Source organism: Pseudomonas purpurea (assembly GCF_039908635.1).
In the GTDB taxonomy this organism is placed as follows: domain Bacteria; phylum Pseudomonadota; class Gammaproteobacteria; order Pseudomonadales; family Pseudomonadaceae; genus Aquipseudomonas; species Aquipseudomonas purpurea.
In genome coordinates this window covers 3,715,141-3,737,402 of record NZ_CP150918.1, presented here as the reverse complement: position 1 = coordinate 3,737,402, position 22,262 = coordinate 3,715,141, and the positions used below count along the sequence as shown (strand labels likewise).

Here is a 22,262-nt window from a genome sequence, read left to right as displayed (position 1 = left end):
ACAAAGCATGCGCCTGAGCCTGAAGGCCAAAGTCTTATCCCTCGCGGTACTCCCGGTGCTGCTCTTTGCGCTGGTCATCAGCCTGACCACGGTGTTCATCCTGCAAGAGCAGGCGAACAAGGAAGTCGAAGAAACCCGTCAGCGGCTGTTGAACGATGCCAAGGCAACGTTGCAAAGCTACGTCGAAGTGGCGATGAGCAGCGTCAAACCGCTTTACGACGCGGCGGCCCCAGGCGATACCGTGGCGCGTGCGCAAGTGGTCAAGTTGCTGTCGAGCATCACCTACGGCAAGGACGGCTACTTCTTCGGCTACGACTCCGAGACCGTGCGCCTGTTCAAGGGCAACAGCCCGGATGGCGTGGGCAAGAGCTTCAAGGACAACCGTGACCCGAATGGCGTGTACATCAACCGCGACCTGGTGAAAGTGGCCAAGGACGGCAGCCATTACCTGCAGTACAGCTCTTCGCTGCCGGGTAACGACAAGGTGCTGGTGCCCAAACTGGGTTACACCGACTACCTGCCCAAGTGGGACATGGTCATCGGTACGGTGGTCAACCTGGACGGCATCGAAGCCCAGGTGGCCGAGGTCGAGGTCAAGGTTCACGAGCGCATGCAAGGCGTCTTGCTGAGCATCATCGGCATCGCGCTGGTGGTGTTGCTGGTGATTGCCGTGGTCGGCATGTTGGTTGCGAACACGATCCTGCGTCCGCTGCACCTGATGAAGGCCAACCTCGATGACATCGCGGCCGGCGAGGGCGACCTGACCCGGCGCCTGGCGATCACCAGCCAGGACGAACTCGGCGAGTTGGCCGGCTCGTTCAACCGTTTCGTCGACAAGATCCATGGTCTGGTGCGCCAGATCACCGAAATGACCGGGCAACTGACCGGTCTGGTGAGCCAGGTTTCCGATCAGGCTCATCGTTCGGAGCAGGCGATGGAGCGTCAGCGTCACGAAACCGATCAGGTCGCCACAGCGATCAACGAAATGTCTTCGGCTGCCCAGGAAGTGGCGAAAAGCGCACAAGGCGCCGCGGTTGCCGCTCAGCAGACCGAAGAAGAAGGGCTGGCGGCCAAGCGGGTGGTGGCGGGCAGCATTTCGCAGATCCACGCCCTGGTGGACGACATTCGCCACAGCGGCACATCTTTGGACAGCTTGCAGCAAGACGTGTCGTCGATTGTCAGTGTGCTGGGGGTGATTCGTTCGATTGCCGACCAGACCAACCTGCTGGCGCTCAACGCGGCCATCGAAGCGGCGCGTGCCGGTGAAGCAGGGCGCGGTTTTGCGGTGGTGGCCGATGAAGTGCGGGCGCTGGCCAGCCGCACTCAGCAAAGCACCCAGGAAATCCAGGGCATGATCGATCGCCTGCAAGCGGGCACGCAGTCGGCGGTCGACGCCATGCGCCGCTCCAGCGACGCCGGTGACGGCACGTCGGCCCAGGCCAACGAAGCCGGGGCATCGCTGGACACCATGGCTGAACTGATTGGCACCATCAACTCGATGAACGCGCAAATCGCCAGCGCCGCCGAAGAGCAAACCGCCGTGGCCGAAGAGATCAACCGCAGCGTGCATCAGATCGCGGTGGCCGTGGACAGCGTGGCGGACGAAACCCAACTCGGCGCCCAGACCTCGCGCAGCCTGGCGGATCTGGGGCAGCGGTTGGGTCAACTGGTCGGGCAGTTCCGGATCTGATCAGCCCGCGCGGGTGACGTCGCGCATCAGCAACCCGAACTCCAGGTCTATCGCGTCCGGGATCGGCACATACACCGTGTGACCGTCCCCCGGCGCCACCTCGATGGCCTCGCCCTTGAGGTTGCTCAACTGGTGCAGGTCGAAGTGGAAATTGCCCTTGGGCGTCATCAACTCCATGTGATCGCCCAAGGCAAAGCGGTTCTTCACCTTGACCTCGGCCAGCCGATCCACGCGCTTGCCGGTCAACTCCCCCACAAACTGCTGACGCTCGGAAACCGAACTGCCGTTCTGGTAGTTCTGGTATTCGTCGTGCACATGCCGGCGCAGAAACCCTTCGGTGTAGCCACGTTGAGCCAGGGATTCGAGGTCGGTCATCAGGCTGCGGTCGAACTCGCGACCGGCCACCGCGTCATCAATCGCCCGACGATAGACCTGCGTCGTACGGGCGCAATAAAAGTGGGATTTGGTCCGGCCTTCGATCTTCAGCGAGTGCACGCCCATCTGCGTCAGGCGGCCGACATGCTGGACGGCGCGCAGGTCCTTGGCGTTCATGATGTAGGTGCCGTGTTCGTCCTCGAAGGCCGGCATCAGTTCATCGGGGCGATTGGCTTCCTGCAACAGAAACACCTGATCGGTCGGCGTGCCGATGCCCAGCGTGGGCTCCACCGGCTCGGGTTCAAAGGTCTGGACGATCTCGCCCACGGCGTTTTCGGTGGCGGTTTGCGCCGAGTACTTCCAGCGGCAAGCGTTGGTGCAGGTGCCCTGATTGGCGTCGCGCTTGTTCATGTAGCCAGACAACAGGCAGCGCCCGGAATAGGCCATGCACAGGGCGCCGTGGACGAACACTTCCAGTTCCATGGCGGGCACTTGCTGACGGATCTCGGCGATCTCTTCCAGCGACAGTTCGCGCGACAGAATGATCCGGCACACGCCTTGTAGCTGCCAGAACTCGACACTGGCCCAGTTCACGGTGTTGGCTTGCACCGACAGGTGGATCGGCATCTGCGGGAAGTGCCGGCGCACCAGCATGATCAGGCCGGGGTCGGACATGATCAGCGCGTCCGGGGCCATTTCGATCACGGGCGCCAGGTCCTTGAGGAAGGTGCGCAGCTTGGCGTTGTGCGGCGCGATGTTGACCACCACGTAAAAGCGTTTGCCCTGGGCCTGGGCTTCACGGATGCCGAGGGCCAGGTTGGCGTGATCGAATTCGTTGTTGCGCACCCGCAGGCTATAGCGCGGCGGGCCGGCATAGACCGCATCGGCGCCGTAGGCGAAGGCGTAACGCATGTTTTTCAGGGTGCCGGCGGGGGCGAGTAGCTCGGGAGTGGCAGGGCGCATGGTGGTGTCGGTCGCAAAAGGTCGCGAGGGTAAAGCAGCCCCGGCGGAGCTTTATTGACCTGGATCTATGCTTGGTGAACAAAACACCGCACTCGGCCGCTGGTCGCCGCACTGTTTATGTCGAGCGGGGCCTTGTACATCGAAACCCGGCCCCGGGTGCCGTTGCCTCAGGCGCCGAACGGGTGGGCGCCGATACGCTGCGACAGCGCTTTGGCGGCTGGCAAGGAGGTGAGCGGGCCGCTGATCGGCACGCCGTCGCGCACCAAATACCAACAGGCGAGCAATCCCAGCTCTCTCAGGGAGGCGGGTACGGCGCTGCCAATAACGGACATGATCTGGACAGTAGGCATAAGAACCTCCACAACACTGGTTATGGGGGCACCTTACTGGGCTCGACGATCAACGGAAAATCAACGCGCTCGATAGTCGACATTGACGCTAGCGAGGTCTGCGATGAAGTCGCGGTCAGTCGACCACCAGATCGAGCATGTGGACCACTTCCTGATCGGTCAGCAGGCCTTTGCGCACCAGGTTCTCAGCCAGCAGCGAGAGCAACTTGGCACTGCGGTGACCTTCCAGGTGCTTGAGTTCGGTCAGGGCGCTGTAGACCTTGTCGCAGGTGCTGAGGCCGACAATGCGGTGCGGGTTTTGCGTGGGCATAAGGCTCGTCCTTGTTGTTATGAACCATTGTTATGAAACGGTTATGGCGGACCTTTCAGAGCTTGCTGATGGGTCATGACACAAATATGACAGACGTTGGGGCATTCGTCGGATCAATCATGCCGGATTTAACCGCAGTCACTGTCTTCGCTGCGACCTTGGCAAGATTTATTCAGACATGGCGCGCGTGCAGAAACAAAAACAGGCCCCGTTTCAAGGCGGGGCCTGTTGGATAAAGCGTACGGCGATTACCAGCGCGGACCACCGTAGTAACCGTGGGGAGGGCCGTAGTAACCACGGGGTGGACCGTAGTAGACCGGCGCCGGGCGGTAATAGACCGGTTGTTGTATGTAAACCGGTTGTGGCTGGTAGTAGACCGGTGGTGGTTGCTGCACATACACCGGTTGCGGTTGGACGTAGACCGGTTGCTCCACATAGACCGGTCGCTGCGAGCCGGCGATAGCCGAGCCCACGATCGCTGCACCGACAACCGCACCAAAGACAGCCGGGCCACCCCAACCGCCGCCGTGGGCCTCTGCCTGCCCTGCGACAGCGAGTGCGCCGATGAGCAAGGCTATTGTGGGTAGTTTACGGATCATGATAGTTCCTCGGTTTTTCGCCCCCGCGCTTGAGCCTGCAATAGGCACAAGGATTATCGAGGGGATAACTCTCAGACCGCGACTTCCGGATATTCTGCGACGCGCCTGAGTAAATATTGTGTAAGGTTTGTACCGGTTTCCATACCGTGCCCTTGAAACCCCGGGCTTACAGCGACTAATGATCGAACAGAACCCGGTGGCCTGGCTAACCCCGTCCATCCGAAAGTGCAATTTGCAGGAGATGAGCATGCTGATGAACCCGAACAAAGACACCCAACTGTGCATGTCGCTGTCGGGGCGCCCCGGGAATTTCGGTTTGCGTTTCCACAATCATTTGTATGAACAACTGGGCCTGAACTTCTATTACAAGGCCTTCAGCAGTCAGGACCTGCCCGGTGCCGTCGGCGGAATTCGAGCCCTGGGCATTCGCGGGTGTGGAGTGTCGATGCCCTTCAAGGAGGCCTGCATTGCCCTGGTGGATGAGCTCGATCCTTCGGCGCGGGCCATTCAGTCGATCAACACCATCGTCAACACCGATGGCCATCTCAAGGCCTACAACACCGACTACCTGGCCATTGAGCAGTTGCTGAAAAGCCACGCCGTGCCGCAGGACAGCACCTTCGCGCTGCTCGGCAGCGGAGGAATGGCCAAAGCCGTGGCCAGTGCCTTGCGCGATGGCGGCTACCACAATGGTTTGATCGTCGCCCGCAACGAGCGCGCCGGGCGCGCACTGGCAGGCTCACTGGGTTATGTCTGGCAGGCCGAACTGGGCAGCCAGCGCCCGCAGATGCTGATCAACGTCACCCCGATCGGCATGACCGGCGGCCCGCACGCGGATCAGTTGGCCTTCGAGGCCGACGCCATCGCGGCGGCCAGGATCATCTTCGATGTGGTAGCGATCCCCTCTGAAACCCCGCTGATCCAGCACGCTCGCGCCGAAGGCAAGCAGGTGATCACCGGTCTGGAGGTCATCGCGCTGCAAGCCCTGGAACAATTTGTGTTGTACACCGGCGTGCGTCCCAGCGAAGAGCAGTTCCAGCAAGCGGTGGCCTTCGCTCGCGGTTGATCGCGATTGCGTGGCCACGCACGATCAGCGTGGTGACTCGAGGTGCGCCAGGCGCTCTTCCAGAGCGGCGATGCGGGCTTCGAGTTCTTCGATGCGCTCCACTGAGACGCCGTTGCCTGCGCTGCGCTCCACCGGGTTCTGGCGGGCGGCGAGAATGGCCTCGATGTCCGCCGGATCACCCAGCGCATGCAGGTAGCGGTCTTCGCGCTGGCCGGACTGACGGGGCAGCAGCAGCGCCAGGCCTCGGGCAATCAGGCGTTCCAGTTGGTGGACGACCTGCTCGGCATCTTCGAAGTCGTGCATGCGACCGCTGCGGGTCAACAGTTCGTTGACGGTCTGCGGGCCGCGCAAAAACAGCAGGCCGGCCAGAATCACCTGGGCGGGCACCAATTCCAGAGCCTTGTCGAGCCGATGCTCCCAGCGGTCGGCACGACTGCCCATGACCAGTCGCGTGAACCCGCGGCCCTCAAGCGCGCGCAGGCTCTGGCCGACTTGGCCCTGGCTGAGGTTCATCACCGGTTCGCGGCTGGTCTTCTGGTTGCAGGCGATCACCAGCGCATTGAGGGTCAGCGGATAGGTTTCCGGGCTGGTGGCCTGCTTCTCGATCAGCGAGCCGAGAATGCGCAGCTCGGTGCTGCTCAGCCGCAATTCATCAGTGGACGTCTCTTGCTCAGTGCTCATCGTGCGCTCCCTATGCAGTGAAGCCGCCTAGCCTAATCCTTGCCGGATAAAAGACAAGCCGCAACGCGCCGCTGGCATGGCTATAATCGCGCCACGCTTCACTCCCATCACTGCTTCATGATCCTGCGAGACTGCCATGACTATTTCCCTGTACGCCGCATCCGTCCCGGTTTTCAAGCAAATGCTCAATGCCCTGAGCGATGTCCTGAACAAGGCTGAAGCCCACGCCACGGCGAAAAACATCGACCCGAACGCGTTCCTGCAAGCGCGCCTGTACCCGGACATGTTCCCGCTGGTGCGCCAGGTACAGATCGCCGTCGATTTCGCCAAGGGCGTTTCGGCGCGCCTGGCTGAAGTCGAACTGCCGAAGTACGACGACACCGAAACCACCTTCGCCGAGCTGCAAGCGTTGATCGCCAAGGTCCTGTCGTTCATCGACGGCATCAAGCCCGAGCAGATCGACGGCAAGGAAGGCATCGAGATCATCACCCGTCAGGGCACACCAAAAGAGAAGCGCTTCACCGGCCAGGCTTACCTGCTGACCTACGGCCTGCCGCAGTTCTTCTTCCACGTCACCACCACTTACGCACTGCTGCGTCACAACGGTGTGGAAGTCGGCAAGCGCGATTACATGGGCGCGTTCTAAACCCGCCGGATGCAAAAAAGCCCGCCAAGGCATGACCTTGGCGGGCTTTTTCATGCGCGTTGCTTTTACGCGGCGGGCTGGGTCTGTTCTTCCTGGGCCAGGCACGCGGCGGCAGTGAACAGCACATCGGTGGAGGAGTTCAGGGCGGTTTCGGCCGAGTCCTGCAGCACACCGATGATGAAGCCGACCGCGACCACCTGCATGGCGATCTCGCTCGGGATCCCGAACAGGCTGCACGCCAGCGGAATCAACAGCAGCGAGCCGCCAGCCACGCCCGAGGCGCCGCAGGCACAAATGGCAGCGACGATGCTCAGCAGCACGGCGGTCGGCAGGTCCACGGCGATGCCCAGTGTGTGCACGGCGGCGAGTGTCAGCACGGTGATGGTGATGGCCGCACCAGCCATGTTGATGGTCGCGCCCAGCGGGATCGACACCGAGTAGGTGTCTTCATGCAGGCCCAGGCGTTTGCTCAACTCCAGGTTGACCGGAATGTTCGCCGCCGAACTGCGGGTGAAAAACGCGGTGATGCCGCTCTCGCGCAAGCAGATGAGCACCAGCGGGAAAGGGTTGCGGCGCAGCTTCCAGAACACGATGAGCGGGTTCATCACGAACGCCACGAACAACATGCAGCCGATCAGTACCGCCAGCAGGTGCAGGTAGCCGATCAAGGCACCGAAACCTGAGGTGGCGAGGGTCGACGCCACCAGGCCGAAGATCCCCAGCGGCGCGAAGCGGATGATCATCCGCACGATCAGCGTGACGCCATTGGACAGATCGCCCAGCACGGTGCGAGTGGTCTCGCCGGCGTGACGGATAGCGATGCCCATGCCGATGGCCCAGGCCAGAATGCCGATGAAATTGGCGTTCATCAGTGCGGTCACCGGGTTTTCCACCACGCTGAGCAGCAGGTTTTGCAGGACTTCGGCGATGCCGCCGGGGGCAGTGATCGCCACGTCATGGGTGCTCAGCACCAGAACGGACGGGAACAGCATGCTGGCGCCCACCGCGACCACGGCAGCGCCGAAGGTGCCCAGCAGGTAGAGAAACAGGATCGGCCGAATGTGGGTTTCCTGGCCATGCCGGTGATTGGCAATCGACGCCATGACCAGCACGAACACCAGGATCGGCGCGACCGCTTTGAGCGCCGAGACGAACACCTTGCCGATAAACGCTGTGGACTTCGCCACCTCGGGCGCCAGTAGTGCCAGCGCAATCCCTGCGATCAGCCCGATGAGGATCTGCGTCACCAGGCTGGTGCGCTTGAGTCTCTGAAAAAAAGAAAGGGGGACAGCAGTCATAGCGGTATCTCTGTTTTTTTTAAGGTGCTGTGAATCCGAAGGCTCAACCGGCAATACGCGGGCAGGTTGGCTGAGCAAGAGCGCATTACGTCATCGGCGAGGCCGATAAACACGGTGGAGCGTTCGCGGGCGCGGACTTTAGCACAGCGCAGGCTTGATCCTTCAGCTCTGTGACGATCTGCCGCCGCAAGATTCCAGACGATAAACGGTCTTCGCGCCAGCGCCGTCGGACACATTCTGTTAACATCCGCCATCCTCTTTTTTCATCTCCAGTGAGCCCTCGGGCTATCGCTGGTGTCGTCGTTTTCTGGAGTTGTGCATGCTGTTGCCCATCCTGTTGTTGTCAGCCGCCGGTTTTACCGTGCTGACCACAGAGTTCATCATCGTCGGCCTGTTGCCCTCGATTGCCCGCGACCTGGACGTCAGCGTGTCCCAGGCGGGGTTGCTGGTGACCCTGTTTGCGTTCACGGTGGCCGCATTCGGGCCGTTCCTGACCGCGTACTGCGCGCGTTTTGAGCGTCGGCGGCTGTTTATCAGCGTGCTGATCATGTTCGGCCTGGCCAACACCCTGGCGGCGCTGGCGCCGAACATCGGTGTGATGGCGCTGGCGCGGCTGATTCCGGCGCTGGGCTTGCCGGTGTTCTGGGCGCTGGCCAGTGAGACGGCGGTGGGCATTGTCGGGCCGGACTACGCCGGACGCGCAATCGCCAAGATCGGTTTCGGGATTGTCTGTGCCACGGTGTTCGGAATTCCGGTGGGGACGCTGATTTCCGATGCGTTCGGCTGGCGCAGTGCCTTTGGCATCCTGGCGGTGATCGCGTTCGCCAAGGCGTTGCTGCTGTTTATGTACTTGCCCAAAACCGACCTGCATAAGCAGCAGGTCAGTTTCCGCTCGCAGTTCAAGATTCTGCGCAGCCCGTTGATGCAGGGGCATGTGCTGTTGTCGATCTTGGTCTTCAGCGGGATGTTTACCGCTTACACCTACCTGGCCGACATCCTTGAGCGCCTGGCCGGTTTCAACGGCACCGTGGTCGGCTGGTGCCTGATGGGCTTTGGCGCTGTCGGGTTGATCGGTAATTCGCTGGGCGGGCGCATGGTCGACCGGCATCCGTTGATTGCGTCGATGGTGTTCTGTGGGTTCATGATCGGCGGGATGGTGGCGCTGGTGCCGAGCATCCATTCGACCCTTGGGCTGGCGGCGGCCATGGGCATTTGGGGTGTGACGCAGGCGGCGTTGTTCCTGGTCAGCCACGTGCGTTTGATGAAGGCCGCGCCTCAGGCACCGGCCTTCGCGGCATCCCTGAACATCGCGGGGGCCAACCTGGGTATCGGGCTGGGGGCGATGGTCGGCGGGCATGTGATCGACACGCTTGGGCTGGGCAGCCTCGGTTTTGCGGCTGCGTTGTTCATTGGCGTGTCGATCCTGCTGGCGTTGCTGTTGATGAAGGTAAAACCTCAGGCTGCCTGCGCCTGAGGTTTTACTGTGCCGTGAACAGCTCGCGTCGGGCACCTTCGGTAATCGCCACGATACCGGGGTGTTTGACCTTGCGTTCTACTGAAATGGCGTAGAACGACTCGGTCACGGCGTCGGTCTGGCCAATCAGTTCGACGCCGTACTGGCTTATCACCTCATCGGCAATCACGCTGGGGCCGATGAAGATCCCGCTGCCGGATTGGCCGAAAGCCTGCATCAGTGCGCTGTCATCGAACTCGCCGACGATTCGCGGTTGAATCTGCTGTTCGGCGAACCAGCGCTGCAAGCGGTTGCGCACCACGGTTTCCTGGCCGGGAATCAGCAGCGGTGCGCCGTGCAGGCAGTGGGGGAAATCACTTGCGTAGCGTTGCGCCAACTCGCGGGTCGCAAAAAAACTGATGCCGCATTCGCCCAGTTTCTGGCTGTAGCCCTTGATGTCCAGGTGCGAGGGCATCGGGCTGTCGGAGATCACCAGGTCCAGGCGCTGAATGGCCAGGTCGGCTAACAGGCGCTCGAGTTTGTCTTCGCGGCAGGTGATGCGCAGCGGTTCGCTTAACTCCATGGTCGGGGCGAGCAATCGATAGACAATGGATTTGGGCACCACATCGGCAACGCCGACTCTGAACACTACCTGCTGTTCATCGGGCTGGGTGCGCAGCAAGGCCTCCAGTTCACCGCCCAGTTGAAACATCTGCTCGGCGTAGGGCAGGGCCTGGCGCCCGGCCTCGGTCAATTCCAGTTGGCGCCCGACACGCCTGAACAGTTCGACGCCGTAGGTCTGTTCCAGCAGGCTGATCTGCCCGCTGATGGTCTGTGGCGTAAGGTTCAGTTGCTCACAGGCCCGCACGATGCTGCCTGTCTTGGCCACGACCCAGAAGTAATGCAGTTGCCGATAATTGAGCATGAGCAGTGCCGATTCGTAAAAACCGAAGTATATCCGTTAAAAATACGAATTTTCCTGAAGTATTCATCTCCTTAGAATGCCTCGCTATCGACGGGCCATCATCTGGCCAAGTCCGTTCTATCGAGGAAAGCACATGAAACTCCAGTCCCTTGCCGCCGCCGTTGCGCTGGTGGTCTCTGCCGTGTTGATCACCGGTTGCGACCAGGCTGAAAAAAGCGCCCAGCAATTGATGGGCAAGGCGGCCGAAAGCGCCAAGCAAGCCATCGACGATACCCACAAAGCTGCGGAGCAGGCGTTGAGCGATGCCACGGGCAGCAAGGAAAAAGCGGATGACGACAGCGAGAAGAAGCCGTCGTCGGCGCAGGAAATCTAATTTTTTACACGGAGTCAGGACTGACCTATGGACTATCTCGTACAACTTGCTGCAAGCCCCACTGCCTGGGTCGCCCTGGCGACCTTGATCGTCATGGAAATCGTGCTGGGCATTGATAACCTGATCTTTATCTCGATCCTGACCAACAAATTGCCTGAGCAACACCGGGCCAAGGCGCGCCGGATTGGTATCAGCATGGCGTTGATCCTGCGTCTGGGCCTGTTGAGCACCATCGCATTCATCGTGCAACTGACCGAGCCGGTTATTGAACTGTTCGATCATGCCTTCTCCTGGAAAGACATGATCCTGATTGCCGGTGGCCTGTTCCTGTTGTGGAAAGCCACGACCGAGATCCATCACAGCATGGACCCGGCACCGGAAGACCCGAAGTCGCAAAGCTCCGGTGTGTCCCTGGGTTTTGCCGCCGCGATTGGCCAGATTTTGCTGCTCGACCTGGTGTTCTCCATCGACAGCATCATTACCGCCGTCGGTATGACCGAACACTTGCCGATCATGGTCATCGCGGTGCTGGTATCGGTGCTGGTGATGTTGCTGGCGGCCGAGCCTCTGGCCAGGTTCATCAATGACAACCCGACCGTGGTGATGTTGGCGCTGGGCTTCCTGATCATGATCGGCATGACGCTGATCGCCGAAGGCTTCGGCGCCCACGTACCGAAAGGTTACGTCTACGCGGCGATGGCGTTCTCGGCAACGATTGAAGGGTTGAACATTCTGTCGCGTCGAGCCAAACAGAAGCGCATTGCTGCCGAGGCTTGAAGGGTCAGGTAACAAACAAACGGTCGCCGCTGCTCGAAGGAGTGCCGGCGACCGTTTTTGTTATCTCGGGAAGTACTGCCTGGGCAGTCAATCAGTGCGCGGTAACGTGGTGTGCATCTGGCTTTTCAGCGTCTGCGGGTTTCATCGCCGGGATAGACGAGTGATGGTGGCGGCGGGTGATACGCAACACGCCCCACAGCATGGCTGCGGCCACGGCCAGCCAGCCACCGATCAGCATCAGGATTATCATGGTCAGGCTCATCAGTGCCTCCTCTTTGCCCTGCATCGGGCACACACTCTGCAATGAACAGTCTAGTCGTTGGTGTGTTTCAGGCAATTGACCGATAGTCGAGAGTCACCAACCCGTTCGCTCTATCGAATGCAGGCAACTGCCGCTTAAGGCTATACCCCGGCGTCGCCCCGTCCTATGATCGACGGCCAAGCCAGGAGACTGTTTGCCTGGCATCTGAACAAGAGAGTGACGATGGTGCCGCTATTTCCCCGATTTCGCTTTGCCCTGTTGGCCGCTGCCTGTGTCCTGAGCCTGGCCGGTTGCGCCGGGAGTGTGCAGCCGGAAATTCAGCGCCTGCCTGAGCGTGTCGAACTCAACGGCGTACCGTTCTACCGTGGCGAAGCCTATCAAAGTGGCCCGCAGACCCTGGCCAGCCTGCTGTCTCAGCAAGGCATCGTGATTACACCGGGGCTGCTCGACAAGCCGTTGCATTTGCCGGGGGCTGAAGCGCAGTTGCAGCAAAATATGCAGAAGCTGGCCCGTGAGTACGGCATGGTTGTCTACCCGCTGGACAGCAATCTTCCCGCGCTTCTGACCCAGGTGGCGGCCGGTTACCCGGTGTTGGTGCGCTTTACCGAGGGCTCAGCCTTCTGGTCGCAGCCGCGCTACGCCATCCTGGCGGGGTACAACCGAACCAAGAAGACGGTCTTGCTGCGCGCCGGGATGGATCGCCGGTTGTTGATGAGCTTCAGCTCGTTCGAGTCGGCGTTCAACAGCGCGGGTGGCTGGGCGGTGCTGATCCAGGGGCCGACCCAGATTCCGGCGAAGGTCGACCAGCAGCGCTGGCTGAAAGCTGCCAGCGACCTGGCCCAGGTCGGACAGGAGCAGGCCGCGGCGCGAGCGACCAAGGCCTTGAGCGCCCACTGATCGCGCCAACAAAAAAACGGCGCCCGTGGGCTAATGCCGATCAGTTAACGTCACTTCTACGAGGAATGCTTCAGGCTGTTTGCCAGGCTTGAGAACCACCCTAACCCTCTCCCCAAAGGGGCGATGGAACTGACGGCGGTGTTCATTCGAGTGACATCGACCTGAAAGTCCGAGTCGAACTCAGGTTTTGAAAGGCATGGAGATCTGCTCCCTTTCCCCTTGCCCCTTTGGGGAGGGGGTTGGGGTGAGGGGTAGATTTCGGATCAGAACAGAGCATTCAGACGCTGAGTTTTCTTAACTGATCGGCATTTGCCCGTGGGCGCCGTTTTGCTATGTGTGTTTTCTACTTGGCGGTTGCTGCGACGCCACTCTGGCGCTCTTTCAGGTTTTTCTCCGCCTTGTAGCGCAGCGCGGCACTCGGAACGTCGCTGCTTTTGCCCGTTTCGACCCACTTGCGAATGCGGGTGGCGTCGGCGAAGTGGGTGTACTTGCCAAAGGCATCAAGAATCACCAGCGAAACCGGGCGGTTGCCCATGCTCGTGACCAGTACCAGGCAATGGCCGGCCTGGTTGGTGAAGCCCGTCTTGGTCAGCTTGATGTCCCAGTTGTCCTTGTTCACCAAATGGTCGGTGTTGTGAAAGCCCAGGGTGTAGTTGGGTTTGCGAAACGCGACGGTCTTTTCCTTGGTGGTGCTCAACTCGCTGAGTATCGGGTACTTGCGTGCTGCGACCAGCAGTTTGCTGAGGTCGCGAGCCGTGGAAACGTTGTGGATCGACAGGCCGGTCGGTTCGACGTAATGGGTGCTGGTCATACCCAGCGCCTTGGCCTTGGCGTTCATCGCGACAATAAACGCGGCATACCCGCCCGGATAATGGTGCGCCAGGCTCGCGGCGGCGCGGTTTTCAGAGGACATCAGGGCAATCAGCAGCATTTCCTTGCGCGGCAACTCGCTATTGAGTTTGACGCGGGAGAACACGCCTTTCATTTCCGGGGTGTCTTTGATCGAGACGGAGATATATTCGTCCATGTTCTGCCGGGCCTCAACCACGATCAGCCCGGTCATCAGTTTGGTGACGGAGGCAATCGGAACAATAGCGTCCGGGTTGCTGGAATAGATGACTTTGTTGGTTTGCAAATCCACGAGCATCGCGCTGCCGGAAGCGATACGCAGTTGTGAGGAATCTCGGGGGGCAGCGGTGGTTTCACGTGCGTCAGCGGTTGGCGTGACAAGAGGGCCTGTAAGTGCAAAAAAAAGGCTCAGGATAGATAGGCGGATTTTCACGCGGGCGGACTCGCTAAAGTATGGGTATGCCGTTTTGCAACGGGTTTTTCTAGTTAAAGCGTTACATTTTATGAGTATGTGCCAGAAAAGCGCTATACGCCCGCTGCGCCGGGGCTTTAGATGAAGAAAATTTAATCCGGTACCCATTTGGTACCAATTCATGACGTGATGTGCGCTGGCATATGAAGGGCTGGAAATGGTGCCTGGCAGGCTGTTGTGCATCTCGAGGTATTTCATGGCGGGCTGGATATCTGGAGCAGAATGATTCCGGCCGGAATAAAAAACCCCGCCATTGGCGGGGTTCTTGTTCACGCATCGGCAGGCTCGAACTCAGTCGTGCAGGGTTTCGGCCGCGTAGAGCGTGTTTTCCAGCAGGCAGGCGCGAGTCATCGGGCCAACGCCGCCAGGTACCGGCGTGATCCAGCCAGCGCGGGGCAGGGCGGTTTCATACACCACGTCACCGACCAGCTTGCCATCTTCCTGGCGGTTGATGCCGACGTCGATGACGATGGCGCCTTCCTTGATCCACTCACCTTTGACCAGGCCCGGCTTGCCGGCGGCCACGACCACCAGGTCGGCGCGGCCGACGTGGCCGGCGAGGTCCTTGGTGAAGCGGTGGGTGACGGTGACGGTGCAGCCGGCCAGCAACAATTCCATCGCCATTGGGCGACCGACGATGTTCGAGGCGCCGACTACCACTGCATCCATCCCGTAAAGGTCGGCACCTGTGCTTTCCAGCAAGGTCATGATGCCTTTAGGTGTGCATGGGCGCAGTAAAGGAATGCGTTGTGCCAGGCGACCGACGTTATAAGGATGGAAACCATCCACGTCTTTATCCGGGCGAATGCGCTCCAGCAGCTTCGATGCATCCAGGTGTTCAGGTAAAGGAAGCTGAAGCAGCACGCCGTCGATGTTCGGGTCGTCATTCAGACGATCGATCAGGTCGGTCAGGGCTTGTTGAGTCGTGTTGGAGGGCAGGTCATAGGCTTGGGAAAGAAAGCCGACCTCTTCACAGTCTTTACGCTTGTGCGAGACATAAACCTGAGAGGCGGGATCGCTGCCGACCAGGATCACTGCGAGGCCGGGCGTGCGCAGGCCTTGCTGGCGGCGCTCGGTGACTCGTTTGGCGATCTGCTGGCGCAGGCTGGCGGCGATCGATTTGCCGTCGATTAGTTGTGCAGTCATTGCGCGTGATTAACCATCGAGAGGGGGAAGAAAAGAGAACGCATTCTCGCATGTCAGGGCGTGAGGTCAAAGGCGCTTGGTCTGCAAAATCCCCTAACCCCTTTAATTAAATGAATTTTTTTCAAAAAAGAGTTGACGACCTTCAGACTCACCTATAACATTCGTCGCACTTGTCGGGCACAGCCTAGCACTGGTTAAGAAGGTCGAGCAGAGTTGATGTCTAATTCGGTGAGACTGAAAGCACTTAGTTTGTAATCGTCCAAGAATACAGATTAACAAGGCGCCCGTAGCTCAGCTGGATAGAGCATCCGCCTTCTAAGCGGATGGTCGCAGGTTCGAGTCCTGCCGGGTGCGCCATTAGGCAGCTTTGGCACAAGTAACGCAACATGGCAATATGGTGGGCGTAGCTCAGTTGGTAGAGCACGGGATTGTGACTCCCGTTGTCGAGGGTTCGATCCCCTTCGTCCACCCCATATTTAGAAAGGCGCCAGATTAATAATCTGGCGCCTTTGCTTTAAAAGCTTGATACGCGGATGTGGTGGAATTGGTAGACACACTGGATTTAGGTTCCAGCGCCGCAAGGTGTGAGAGTTCGAGTCTCTCCGTCCGCACCAATTAAGTAGCTAGTTAATAGCAGATAACGGCGCAGTACCTGAAAGGGTCTGCGCCGTTTTCGTTTCAGAAAGCCGTGTTTTTGGCATGGCTGCAGTTTTTGTGCTGGTAGGGTGTTCGGTTCGTCGATCTCGATGATACCCGATTTGCCCGTCGGTCTCTTTTTGAGATCGGCAGTCAGGGAGATGACTGCTGGTTCCTTCCTTATATAGAAGGGGTGGCGCAGAGCCCTGGCGTGATTCGCTGTATTTGCTCCCATGGCGAGGCGCAACCGCTTGTTCCCGCCAATAAATTGCCTGCTGCTTTTTTACCCGTTTTCAGTAGGGTGACTTCTTGAGTTTGACCCACTAGAATGCATGCCCTTGATTCTGGGGTCGGAAACGGCCGGCTAACGTCTGTGCAACGAGGAATATCCATGCAAGTTTCTGTTGAAAATACTTCTGCTCTTGAGCGCCGCATGAGCATCACCGTGCCAGCTGAGCGCATTGAGACTCAAGTCAACAAGCGTCTGCAGCAGACTGCCCAAAAGGCCAAAATTGCAGGCTTCCGTCCTGGCAAAGTGCCAATGAGCGTGATCCGTCAGCGTTACGAAGCTGATGCGCGTCAAGAAGCTGTAGGTGATGTGATCCAGGCTTCTTTCTACGAAGCGGTTGCCGAGCAAAAGCTGAACCCGGCTGGCGCGCCTTCGGTAGAGCCTAAAGTCCTGGAGAAGGGCAAGGATCTGGAATTCATCGCAACCTTCGAAGTGTTCCCTGAGTTCACGGTTGCCGGTTTCGAATCCATCGCTGTCGAGCGCCTGAGCGCTGACGTAGCCGATGCCGATCTGGACAAAATGCTGGAAATCCTGCGCAAGCAGAACGTTCGTTATGAAGCAGTCGACCGCGCTGCCCAAAACGACGACCAACTGAGCATCGATTTCGTTGGCAAGGTTGACGGTGAAGTATTCGCTGGCGGTTCCGCCAAGGGTACTCAGTTGGTTCTGGGTTCTGGCCGCATGATCCCAGGTTTCGAAGAAGGCCTGGTGGGTGCTAAGGCGGGCGAAGAGCGCGTTTTGAGCCTGACCTTCCCAGAGAATTATCAGAACCTGGATCTGGCTAGCAAGGCAGCAGAGTTCACCGTGACCGTGAACACTGTTTCCGAGCCGAAACTGCCTGAATTGACCGAAGAATTCTTCGCTCAGTTCGGTATCAAAGAGTCTGGCATCGACGGTTTCCGCACCGAAGTTCGTAAGAACATGGAGCGCGAGCTGCGTCAGGCGATCAAATCCAAGGTCAAGAATCAGGTAATGGACGGTCTGCTGGCCGCCAACCCGATCGAAGTGCCTAAGGCTCTGCTCGAGAACGAAGTGAACCGTCTGCGCGTTCAGGCTGTTCAGCAGTTCGGTGGCAACATCAAGCCTGATCAACTGCCGGCCGAGCTGTTCGAAGAACAAGCCAAGCGTCGCGTTGTGCTGGGTCTGGTCGTGGCTGAAGTGGTCAAGCAGTATGACCTCAAGCCTGACGAAAACCGCGTTCGCGAGATGATCCAGGAAATGGCTTCCGCTTATCAAGAGCCTGAGCAAGTCGTGGCCTGGTACTACAAGAACGACCAGCAACTGAACGAAGTCCGTTCGGTTGTGCTGGAAGAGCAAGTTGTGGATACTGTTCTGCAGAAAGCTAGCGTGACCGACAAATCGGTCTCTTACGAAGAAGCAGTCAAGCCGGTAGAAGCTCCACAAGCCGACTGATCGTTTTTGCGTTAGAAGCACACACCATAAGCCAGCCTTCGTGCTGGCTTATGCGTATTCAAGACATAACTATTTGGGAGTGACTGCGAGACATGTCCCGCAATTCTTATTATCAGCAGAGCTCTGACATCCAGGCCGCAGGTGGTCTGGTCCCGATGGTTATCGAGCAGTCCGCCCGTGGCGAACGTGCCTATGACATCTACTCGCGCCTCCTCAAGGAGCGGGTGATCTTCCTGGTTGGGCCGGTAGAAGACTACATGGCCAACCTGGTTGCGGCGCAACTGCTGTTCCTTGAAGCGGAAAATCCGGACAAGGACATCCATCTTTACATCAACTCGCCAGGCGGTTCGGTGACAGCGGGCATGTCGATCTACGACACCATGCAGTTCATCAAACCTGACGTTTCCACCACGTGTATTGGTCAGGGCCCTGCAGCATGGGCGCCTTCCTGCTCGCCGGCGGCGCTGCAGGCAAGCGTTTCTGCCTGCCAAACTCGCGCATGATGATTCACCAGCCGTTGGGCGGTTTCCAGGGTCAGGCGTCGGACATCGACATCCATGCCAAGGAAATCCTCCACATCCGTTCGCGTTTGAACTCGCTGCTGGCTCATCACACCGGTCAAAGCCTCGAAACCATCGAGCGCGATACCGAGCGTGACAACTTCATGAGCGCCGAGCGTGCAGCCGAATACGGCCTGATCGACTCTGTGATCAACAAGCGTCAAATGCCTGCCTAAGCAGCTCAAATGCAGGTGGTTGGTTTAACTGGCCACCAGCGGGCTTGAAAAAGCCCGCAATTGCCTTCATCTTGTGTTGCAAGCCTATCGGATTTGGATCGATTCAATGACTGACACCCGCAACGGCGAGGACAACGGCAAGCTGCTTTATTGCTCCTTCTGTGGCAAAAGCCAGCATGAAGTACGCAAATTGATTGCCGGCCCCTCGGTCTTTATCTGCGACGAGTGCGTCGACCTGTGCAATGACATCATCCGCGAGGAGGTGCAGGAAGCACAGGCCGAAAGCAGCGCGCATAAACTGCCTTCGCCTAAAGAAATCAGCGGCATTCTTGATCAGTACGTGATTGGTCAGGAGCGCGCGAAAAAGGTTTTGGCCGTAGCGGTGTACAACCACTACAAGCGCCTCAACCAGCGTGACAAAAAGAATGACGATGTCGAACTCGGCAAAAGCAACATTTTGCTGATCGGCCCGACAGGCTCGGGTAAAACCCTGCTTGCCGAAACACTGGCTCGTTTGCTGAATGTGCCGTTCACCATCGCTGACGCGACCACCCTCACCGAGGCGGGTTACGTGGGCGAGGATGTGGAAAACATCATTCAGAAACTGCTGCAGAAGTGCGACTACGACGTAGAAAAAGCTCAAATGGGCATCGTCTACATCGATGAAATCGACAAGATTTCGCGCAAATCTGACAACCCGTCGATCACCCGTGATGTGTCGGGTGAAGGCGTGCAGCAGGCCCTGCTCAAGTTGATCGAAGGCACGGTCGCTTCCGTTCCGCCTCAAGGTGGTCGCAAGCATCCGCAGCAGGAATTCCTTCAGGTTGACACGCGTAACATCCTGTTCATCTGCGGCGGTGCGTTCTCCGGTCTGGAAAAGGTGATTCAAAACCGTTCCACCCGTGGCGGCATCGGCTTCAATGCAGAAGTTCGCAGCAAGGAAGAAGGCAAGAAGGTGGGTGAGTCCCTGCGTGAAGTCGAGCCTGACGATCTGGTCAAGTTCGGTCTGATCCCGGAATTCGTTGGCCGTCTGCCAGTGCTGGCGACGCTGGACGAGCTGGATGAGGCTGCATTGATGCAGATTCTCACCGAGCCAAAAAATGCTCTGACCAAACAGTATGCCAAGCTGTTCGAGATGGAAGGTGTTGACCTGGAATTCCGGGCCGATGCGTTGAAGTCGGTCGCCAAACGCGCACTGGAACGTAAAACCGGTGCCCGTGGATTGCGCTCGATTCTCGAAGGCGTACTGCTCGACACTATGTATGAAATCCCCTCGCAGTCCGAGGTGAGTAAAGTAGTGATCGATGAAAGCGTTATAGAAGGCAAGTCCAAGCCACTGTATATCTACGAAAACAGTGAGCCGGCTGCCAAGGCAGCGCCAGACGCGTAAGCGTCTCACTGCTGGATTAAAGAAGGGGCCTTCGGGCCCCTTTGTTTTTACTGCCTTCAAGTAGCTTGTTTTTTTTGAAGACAGCCCCCATCTTGGTTTCAAGCTTACTTCCATCTGTTTACGGCCTTATGGCCGCCGTAGAGGCGAAATCATGAAGACAACCATCGAATTGCCTCTCCTGCCATTGCGTGATGTTGTGGTTTATCCGCACATGGTTATCCCGCTGTTCGTGGGGCGCGAGAAATCTATCGAAGCCCTCGAGGCCGCGATGACGGGCGACAAGCAGATCCTTCTGCTGGCCCAGAGAAATCCTGCTGACGACGATCCCGGTGAAGACGCACTTTATCGTGTAGGTACTATCGCAACGGTTCTGCAGCTGCTCAAGCTGCCTGACGGCACGGTCAAAGTGCTGGTTGAAGGCGAGCAGCGTGGCGCGGTCGAGCGTTTTAGCGAAGTCGACGGCCATTGCCGTGCCGAGGTTTCGCTGATTGACGAAGTCGACGCTCCCGAGCGCGAGTCGGAAGTGTTTGTCCGCAGCTTGCTGTCTCAATTTGAACAATACGTTCAGCTGGGCAAGAAGGTTCCGGCTGAAGTCCTGTCATCGCTCAATAGCATCGATGAGCCAAGCCGCCTGGTCGATACCATGGCTGCGCACATGGCGCTGAAGATCGAGCAGAAGCAGGAAATCCTCGAAATCATCGATTTATCGGCCCGGGTCGAGCACGTTCTGGCATTGCTGGACGCGGAGATCGATCTGCTGCAAGTCGAAAAACGCATTCGTGGCCGCGTCAAAAAGCAAATGGAGCGCAGCCAGCGCGAGTACTACCTGAATGAGCAGATGAAGGCCATTCAGAAAGAGCTCGGCGACAGCGACGAAGGCCACAACGAAATTGAAGAGCTGAAAAAGCGTATCGATGCGGCGGGGCCCTGCCCAAAGACGCGTTGACCAAGGCACAGGCAGAGCTGAACAAGCTCAAGCAGATGTCGCCGATGTCCGCCGAAGCGACCGTGGTTCGCTCCTACCTCGACTGGCTGGTCCAGGTGCCGTGGAAGGCCCAAAGCAAGGTTCGCCTGGATCTTGCGCGCGCAGAAGACATTCTCGACGCCGACCACTATGGTCTGGAAGAAGTCAAAGAGCGCATCCTCGAATACCTCGCCGTGCAAAAGCGCGTGAAGAAAATTCGTGGCCCGGTGTTGTGCCTGGTAGGTCCTCCTGGGGTGGGTAAAACCTCCCTGGCTGAGTCGATTGCTCATGCCACCAACCGCAAATTTGTTCGCATGGCCCTCGGTGGTGTGCGTGATGAAGCTGAAATTCGTGGCCATCGCCGGACTTACATCGGTTCGATGCCGGGAAGATTGATTCAAAAGATGACAAAAGTGGGTGTGCGCAACCCGCTGTTCCTGCTGGATGAAATCGACAAGATGGGCAGCGACATGCGGGGTGACCCGGCGTCAGCGTTGCTGGAAGTGCTCGATCCGGAGCAGAACCACAACTTCAACGACCACTACCTGGAAGTCGACTACGATCTGTCTGATGTGATGTTCCTGTGCACCTCGAACTCGATGAACATTCCTGCGGCGCTGCTTGACCGGATGGAAGTGATTCGCCTGCCGGGCTACACCGAGGACGAGAAGATCAATATCGCGGTCAAGTACCTCTCTCCCAAGCAGATTCAGGCCAATGGCTTGAAGAAAGGCGAGCTGGAGTTTGATGCTGAAGCGATTCGCGACATCATTCGTTACTACACCCGCGAAGCCGGTGTGCGTGGGCTTGAGCGCCAGATTGCCAAGGTCTGCCGCAAGACGGTCAAAGAGCATGCGATGGAAAAACGCTTTTCGGTGAAAGTCACGGCCGAGATGCTGGAACACTTCCTGGGTGTGCGCAAATTCCGCTATGGCCTGGCCGAGCAGCAGGATCAGGTGGGTCAAGTGACCGGCCTTGCCTGGACGCAGGTGGGCGGTGAGTTGCTGACCATCGAGGCGGCCGTGGTGCCAGGCAAAGGTCAATTGATCAAGACCGGCTCCCTGGGTGATGTGATGGTCGAGTCGATCACGGCTGCGTTGACCGTTGTGCGCAGTCGGGCGAAGAGCCTGGGCATCCCTCTGGACTTCCATGAGAAGCGCGACACGCACATCCACATGCCTGAGGGTGCTACGCCTAAAGACGGCCCTAGTGCGGGTGTAGGCATGTGTACGGCGTTGGTGTCTGCCTTGACCGGGATTCCGGTGCGTGCGGATGTCGCCATGACGGGGGAAATCACCCTGCGTGGCCAGGTGCTGGCAATCGGCGGTTTGAAGGAGAAACTGTTGGCGGCTCACCGCGGTGGGATCAAGACCGTGATCATTCCTGAAGAGAACGTTCGTGATCTGAAGGAAATTCCTGACAACATCAAACAGGATCTTCAGATTAAACCCGTTAAATGGATTGACGAGGTCCTGCAAATTGCGCTGCAATACGCGCCGGAGCCCTTGCCGGATGTGGCTCCCGAGATAGTTGCAAAGGATGAAAAACGCGAGTCTGACTCTAAGGAAAGAATTAGCACGCATTAGTACGTATTAGCCTGGGGGGCTTCCTTGACAGCTTTTTAGAGCCCTTGTTATAAAGCGGCTCTTAAGTGTCTGTAGGCCATTCAGCACTCGTTTTTGCTTTCACCAAAAAACTTAGA

General features: G+C 58.6%; 19 protein-coding genes, 3 tRNA genes and 2 pseudogenes. 14 read left to right on the top strand and 10 right to left on the bottom strand.

Translation table 11 applies throughout. The annotated features are described in order from the left end of the window. Positions 1-7 precede the first annotated feature (7 nt). On the top strand, positions 8-1,690 hold the full coding sequence (locus tag AABM54_RS16845; protein WP_347901124.1) for a methyl-accepting chemotaxis protein: 1,683 nt from the start codon (positions 8-10) through the stop codon (positions 1,688-1,690). Here AABM54_RS16845 and yegQ read toward each other — a convergent pair whose 3' ends face one another. The 4 genes from yegQ to AABM54_RS16825 all read right to left on the bottom strand — a co-directional run bounded on the left by yegQ (position 1,691) and on the right by AABM54_RS16825 (position 4,287). Continuing rightward, positions 1,691-3,028, bottom strand: coding sequence for a tRNA 5-hydroxyuridine modification protein YegQ (gene yegQ / locus AABM54_RS16840; protein WP_347901123.1), 1,338 nt, complete (start codon positions 3,026-3,028; stop codon positions 1,691-1,693). 167 nt (positions 3,029-3,195) lie between these two features. Continuing rightward, complete coding sequence (locus AABM54_RS16835; RefSeq protein ID WP_347901122.1) at positions 3,196-3,378, bottom strand: hypothetical protein; 183 nt, start codon at positions 3,376-3,378, stop codon at positions 3,196-3,198. A 115-nt stretch (positions 3,379-3,493) separates the two neighbouring features. Further along, entirely contained in the window at positions 3,494-3,688 is a 195-nt protein-coding gene (locus AABM54_RS16830) for a hypothetical protein (protein ID WP_347901121.1), read from the bottom strand. 248 nt (positions 3,689-3,936) lie between these two features. Then, positions 3,937-4,287, bottom strand: a complete 351-nt coding sequence (locus tag AABM54_RS16825; protein ID WP_347901120.1) for a hypothetical protein — start codon at positions 4,285-4,287, stop codon at positions 3,937-3,939. Between the two features lie 247 nt (positions 4,288-4,534). Between AABM54_RS16825 and AABM54_RS16820 the strand changes: the two genes are divergently transcribed. Then, positions 4,535-5,353 carry a shikimate 5-dehydrogenase gene (locus tag AABM54_RS16820; RefSeq protein WP_347901119.1) on the top strand — a complete coding sequence of 273 codons (819 nt, stop codon included), beginning with the start codon at positions 4,535-4,537 and terminating at the stop codon, positions 5,351-5,353. A 24-nt stretch (positions 5,354-5,377) separates the two neighbouring features. On the opposite strand, the gene AABM54_RS16815 is transcribed toward AABM54_RS16820, so the two are convergent. Next, a complete protein-coding gene (locus AABM54_RS16815) occupies positions 5,378-6,034 on the bottom strand; it encodes a DUF480 domain-containing protein (protein ID WP_347901118.1) in 657 nt (218 codons plus the stop codon). Between the two features lie 136 nt (positions 6,035-6,170). Between AABM54_RS16815 and AABM54_RS16810 the strand changes: the two genes are divergently transcribed. After that, positions 6,171-6,680: a DUF1993 domain-containing protein gene (locus AABM54_RS16810; RefSeq protein WP_347901117.1), complete on the top strand. Its 510-nt coding sequence runs from the start codon at positions 6,171-6,173 to the stop codon at positions 6,678-6,680. 65 nt (positions 6,681-6,745) lie between these two features. On the opposite strand, the gene sstT is transcribed toward AABM54_RS16810, so the two are convergent. Continuing rightward, the gene (gene sstT / locus AABM54_RS16805) at positions 6,746-7,978 is read right to left on the bottom strand and encodes a serine/threonine transporter SstT (protein ID WP_347901116.1); all 1,233 of its coding nucleotides are present in this window, start codon (positions 7,976-7,978) and stop codon (positions 6,746-6,748) included. Between the two features lie 319 nt (positions 7,979-8,297). Between sstT and AABM54_RS16800 the strand changes: the two genes are divergently transcribed. Continuing rightward, the gene (locus AABM54_RS16800) at positions 8,298-9,452 is read left to right on the top strand and encodes an MFS transporter (protein WP_347901115.1); all 1,155 of its coding nucleotides are present in this window, start codon (positions 8,298-8,300) and stop codon (positions 9,450-9,452) included. Positions 9,453-9,456: 4 nt separating this feature from the next. On the opposite strand, the gene nhaR is transcribed toward AABM54_RS16800, so the two are convergent. Further along, positions 9,457-10,356: a transcriptional activator NhaR gene (gene nhaR, locus AABM54_RS16795; protein ID WP_347901114.1), complete on the bottom strand. Its 900-nt coding sequence runs from the start codon at positions 10,354-10,356 to the stop codon at positions 9,457-9,459. Positions 10,357-10,489: 133 nt separating this feature from the next. On the opposite strand from nhaR, the gene AABM54_RS16790 reads away from it, so the two are divergent. Next, the gene (locus tag AABM54_RS16790; RefSeq protein ID WP_347901113.1) at positions 10,490-10,729 is read left to right on the top strand and encodes a hypothetical protein; all 240 of its coding nucleotides are present in this window, start codon (positions 10,490-10,492) and stop codon (positions 10,727-10,729) included. Positions 10,730-10,756: 27 nt separating this feature from the next. Then, positions 10,757-11,506: a TerC family protein gene (locus AABM54_RS16785; RefSeq protein WP_347901112.1), complete on the top strand. Its 750-nt coding sequence runs from the start codon at positions 10,757-10,759 to the stop codon at positions 11,504-11,506. 91 nt (positions 11,507-11,597) lie between these two features. Here the strand turns inward: AABM54_RS16785 and AABM54_RS16780 are convergent, their stop codons facing one another. Continuing rightward, positions 11,598-11,768, bottom strand: coding sequence for a hypothetical protein (locus tag AABM54_RS16780; RefSeq protein WP_347901111.1), 171 nt, complete (start codon positions 11,766-11,768; stop codon positions 11,598-11,600). 165 nt (positions 11,769-11,933) lie between these two features. Here AABM54_RS16780 and AABM54_RS16775 point away from each other — a divergent pair, with 165 nt between their 5' ends. Next, positions 11,934-12,665 (top strand): peptidase C39 family protein, encoded by a 732-nt coding sequence (locus AABM54_RS16775; protein ID WP_347901110.1) that lies wholly within the window; start codon positions 11,934-11,936, stop codon positions 12,663-12,665. 343 nt (positions 12,666-13,008) lie between these two features. Here the strand turns inward: AABM54_RS16775 and pbpG are convergent, their stop codons facing one another. Both pbpG and folD read right to left on the bottom strand, forming a co-directional pair. Next, positions 13,009-13,947, bottom strand: a complete 939-nt coding sequence (pbpG, locus tag AABM54_RS16770; protein WP_347901109.1) for a D-alanyl-D-alanine endopeptidase — start codon at positions 13,945-13,947, stop codon at positions 13,009-13,011. A gap of 330 nt (positions 13,948-14,277) precedes the next feature. Further along, on the bottom strand, positions 14,278-15,132 hold the full coding sequence (folD, locus tag AABM54_RS16765; RefSeq protein WP_347901108.1) for a bifunctional methylenetetrahydrofolate dehydrogenase/methenyltetrahydrofolate cyclohydrolase FolD: 855 nt from the start codon (positions 15,130-15,132) through the stop codon (positions 14,278-14,280). Positions 15,133-15,412: 280 nt separating this feature from the next. On the opposite strand from folD, the gene AABM54_RS16760 reads away from it, so the two are divergent. From AABM54_RS16760 to lon, 7 genes and pseudogenes are all read left to right on the top strand, one after another. Next, positions 15,413-15,489 (top strand) — tRNA-Arg (locus AABM54_RS16760). Between the two features lie 40 nt (positions 15,490-15,529). Next, positions 15,530-15,605, top strand: a tRNA-His gene (locus tag AABM54_RS16755). A gap of 56 nt (positions 15,606-15,661) precedes the next feature. Then, positions 15,662-15,746 (top strand) — tRNA-Leu (locus AABM54_RS16750). 413 nt (positions 15,747-16,159) lie between these two features. Continuing rightward, a complete protein-coding gene (gene tig, locus AABM54_RS16745; RefSeq protein WP_347901107.1) occupies positions 16,160-17,470 on the top strand; it encodes a trigger factor in 1,311 nt (436 codons plus the stop codon). 92 nt (positions 17,471-17,562) lie between these two features. Next, positions 17,563-18,206, top strand: a pseudogene (clpP, locus tag AABM54_RS16740) (ATP-dependent Clp endopeptidase proteolytic subunit ClpP). Positions 18,207-18,312: 106 nt separating this feature from the next. After that, positions 18,313-19,596, top strand: a complete 1,284-nt coding sequence (gene clpX / locus AABM54_RS16735; protein WP_054596541.1) for an ATP-dependent Clp protease ATP-binding subunit ClpX — start codon at positions 18,313-18,315, stop codon at positions 19,594-19,596. A 151-nt stretch (positions 19,597-19,747) separates the two neighbouring features. After that, positions 19,748-22,146 (top strand): annotated as a pseudogene (lon, locus tag AABM54_RS16730) (endopeptidase La). Positions 22,147-22,262: the final 116 nt, after the last annotated feature.